Origin of the sequence: Novosphingobium sp. AP12, assembly GCF_000281975.1 — a bacterium.
In the GTDB taxonomy this organism is placed as follows: Bacteria; Pseudomonadota; Alphaproteobacteria; order Sphingomonadales; family Sphingomonadaceae; genus Novosphingobium.
Map to the genome: position 1 here is coordinate 1 of NZ_AKKE01000184.1, position 3,260 is coordinate 3,260.

A 3,260-nucleotide genomic window follows, 5' to 3' on the forward strand; every position below is an offset into this window, starting at 1 on the left:
TGCCACCCCCCTGAGCAATTACTATATGTTACCGCCCAATAAATGCTTCTTCGGAGATAGTGTTTACTCTGGAACCGTCTCTGAGGGACGCTGAGGCAGAGTCAGTGTCTCGTAAAAAATGTCGACTTAGCAAAGGGTATTCATTTTAGTAATATGGCGGAGTTCAGATTCGTACGCCTCTCTTGGCGCAGCATTTTAATAACCTTGCCAATAACCGATCCGGGGAAAGTTAAAATACGTTAAAATCATCAATTTATAATCTTGTTGAATGCTCCATTTGCTGTTATAAGCTAATACACCACCGGCCGTGTCCTGGCCGCCGATGGCTGAGAGATGCGATGCGCTCCCGTCAAAGAACGGAGCGTGAATGTCTTCTTCCTCGAAATTACAACCGATGCTGGACAAACTTCTGCTGTGGCTGCCTTTGGACGCGTCCGATCAAGCGGCGGTCCTTGCATTGCCGCACACCGCCAAAGAACTGCGTGCGCATGATTTCATAGTTCGTGAAGATGAAACGCCTACCCACTCCTGCCTCCTTCTTTCAGGATATGTCTATCGGCATAAAAGCGCCGGCAATGGAGGGCGGCAGATATTCTCCATCCATATGAAGGGCGACGTCGTCGATCTACATAGCTCGATCCTTCGACGCGCCGACCACAACGTTCAGGCGATGACCCCTGTTGAAGTGGCTCTTATCCCGAGCATGGCCATTCGGGCCATCGCGGCGGATTATCCGCAAGTCGGGCAGGCCATGTGGTACGAGACCCTGGTGGATGCGGCGATTTTCCGGGAATGGACGCTCAACGTCGGGCGCCGTGACGCTCGCGCGCGCACAGCGCACCTCTTGTGCGAGTTTGCTCTCCGTCTGAAGGTCGCTGGTTTAGCGGACTCCTCAGGGTATGACTTGCCGATGACCCAGGATCAGCTGGCGGATGCGCTGGCGCTCACCAACGTGCACGTCAACCGTATGCTCCGGATCTTAAGCGAGGCCGGACTGATCGAGCGGGATAAACGGTCGGTCCGCATCCTTGATTTCGCACAGCTTGCACGTATCGGTGATTTTGATAGCCGATATCTACACCTGGACCGCATTGAAGCAGTGGCTTTCTAGGCGCGTGACGACTTTAGAGTTGAGATTGGAGACCCTCCCGCCCTGGTCACCAAGTTAGCGGATATCGCGACATGCCCGGCTTGCTTGGCGCTCGCTGGTACAATGCCATCCCTGAAAGGCACCGTCTTGATTTTCTACAAAGTTGGCGAGACCCATGCAATAGCGTACCAATGTAATCATGAAGGCAATTGAAACGCTGCTTAGCGCGACCGAGGACGACGTGAGTAACGCCCTGAGGGCGGCGTCGATCTCGGCGAGCGCACTTCAGCGCTTACGAGCAAGGCGAGCAGCAAGTTCTTAAGTGCTACGCATCGGATACTCGATGAACTAGATGCGGTCGGGGTCGATTTCGCGAATTGGCGGCGGCCACAAGGGAAGCAATTGCCAGCTACTTCGGTTTGATGCTTCGGAAGCACAAGATGGTGCAGGCCGGCACGGTGAAGAACGGGTGCGGTAATCTGGCTTGGTCGGGGCCGCGGTTTCTGTCCCCAGATGTCGGAAGAACCCCTCCGCAGAATCCCCCACGAAAAACAGGAAGAAGTTAACGAAGCTTACGTGTATACCGAATCGCAAGGGTCCGACTGAAGTAACTAAAACACTATAACATAACCTTCAGAATCAGTGATTTCGATTAGGGGCACTCTGCAATGGTTTTGGAAAATACGGAGCTCGGGCTCACTAGTCGTGAGCGTGAAATAGTTGGTCTGGTTACCTTCGGTCTTTCCGCAAAGGAGGTCGCAATTCGGCTCTCCATCGCCCCGTGTACCGTAGAAAGGCACGTTGAAAACGTCCGCCTCAAAACGCGCACGCGAAACCGTGCGCACATGGTGGCTTATGTCATCTTCAACGGCCTTGTCGGCGACACCATCATCGCACAAGAGGCCGTTCAGTAGGACTAGGCCCGCCATTCGGTCTCTTGATGCCGGGTTATCATCTGACATCGCCGGCGGCTGCGTATTCGTTCATCGATCGACCGGATTGGCTCCATCTCGACCTTGATGGCTCCCCGCCCAATGCGGTATCATAACTTCGAGGTCCCCCTTTCCTGGGCGAGGATGTCGTTATGGACTTGATCCTGATATGCCTACGCTCGGCAGCGGAGATAGCCGCCGGCTTGTTGATCGTCGCCATTGCATCGACAGCGAGTGTCTGCCTCGGTGAGAAGACACGACACCGGGTCTCCGCTTCGGTCGTAATAGCGGGGCTCTTGATCGGCTTGGCCTTTTTGGATGTCGGCAGCGAGATAAGGATTATGGTTCTGGCATTCGGCATTGCCGCTACAGCGTTCATGATCCTCTGGACATTGCTGGGTGACGGACCTGGGAGGGACCGCGTGAAAAAGACGCTGCGCGTTAAATGGCATTATCCCGCGCTGACCGCGCGGATGGGGGACTTTAGAAGCCCATCAGTCTCAGACTTGCGGCATCTGCTCCGCAGGCTGAGCCGCGAGCCTCTGACTGACGGTCTGTCAGCGCGCGCCAAGGCAAGGCTCATCAAGGGCGTCGCGCGCGCAGCGCTAAAGCAGTGACGCCGGTCATCGGCCGCACACGATGACGCGCTAGCAATGGCAAGCCTCTTTCGCCTTTCAATCGCGGAATTCGAATGAACAGGTACGAAGACAAGCCGTTCCTGGAACTGCTGGACAGCTATGTACTGCGCGCCATCGGGGCGCTTGATCCAGACAAGGAAGCGATCCTGGACGCATCGGAGGTTCATCTCCAGGAAGTCTGGAATCTTCCCGGGCGCTGGCACGACATCGTGGCGAGTCGCATGCGGTTTTCCGCTGATCAGGCGAGCCACATCAATATGGTGTGGCAGGCCGCTTGCGAGGATGGCGCCCGGCTTGGCGCCGCCCCAACTCCAATCGAGTTCACGCGCCTGTTTGTTGATGTGAACTACGCAGGCTGAAAATGTCACAGCTGATCATTGGCCCACTGGGCGCCGCGGCTGCGGGTTACCTCGATCCGCGGTGGACATTTCTGGTCTGCAACAGGTCGCGCCGCCCGAGGGTCAGCCACCCGTTCGCTCAGTGTTTTAGGCATACCACCCTCCTGCAGACCTAAATTCGGGTCATTAGGACATCTTTCTATACTCAAACCAATTCGGCCTGCCGCCGAAATTTGGCAAAGCGACCCAGCTGGATCATGCC

4 protein-coding genes are annotated in these 3,260 nt (G+C 55.8%); all 4 read left to right on the forward strand.

Features of this window, described 5'->3' with window-relative positions:
- Positions 1-367: 367 nt before the first annotated feature.
- A complete protein-coding gene (locus tag PMI02_RS25645; protein ID WP_007688615.1) occupies positions 368-1,111 on the forward strand; it encodes a Crp/Fnr family transcriptional regulator in 744 nt (247 codons plus the stop codon).
- Between the two features lie 647 nt (positions 1,112-1,758).
- A complete protein-coding gene (locus PMI02_RS25650) occupies positions 1,759-2,004 on the forward strand; it encodes a response regulator transcription factor (protein WP_036505543.1) in 246 nt (81 codons plus the stop codon).
- A 170-nt stretch (positions 2,005-2,174) separates the two neighbouring features.
- Positions 2,175-2,639, forward strand: coding sequence for a hypothetical protein (locus PMI02_RS25655; protein WP_007688621.1), 465 nt, complete (start codon positions 2,175-2,177; stop codon positions 2,637-2,639).
- 74 nt (positions 2,640-2,713) lie between these two features.
- The gene (locus PMI02_RS25660; RefSeq protein WP_007688623.1) at positions 2,714-3,019 is read left to right on the forward strand and encodes a hypothetical protein; all 306 of its coding nucleotides are present in this window, start codon (positions 2,714-2,716) and stop codon (positions 3,017-3,019) included.
- The last annotated feature ends 241 nt before the right edge of the window (positions 3,020-3,260 follow it).

Coding starts and splice junctions, on each gene's coding strand:
- PMI02_RS25645 (WP_007688615.1), top strand. CDS start 368: ATGTCTTCTTCCTCGAAATTACAACCGATGCTGGACAAACTTCTGCTG.
- PMI02_RS25650 (WP_036505543.1), top strand. CDS start 1,759: ATGGTTTTGGAAAATACGGAGCTCGGGCTCACTAGTCGTGAGCGTGAA.
- PMI02_RS25655 (WP_007688621.1), top strand. CDS start 2,175: ATGGACTTGATCCTGATATGCCTACGCTCGGCAGCGGAGATAGCCGCC.
- PMI02_RS25660 (WP_007688623.1), top strand. CDS start 2,714: ATGAACAGGTACGAAGACAAGCCGTTCCTGGAACTGCTGGACAGCTAT.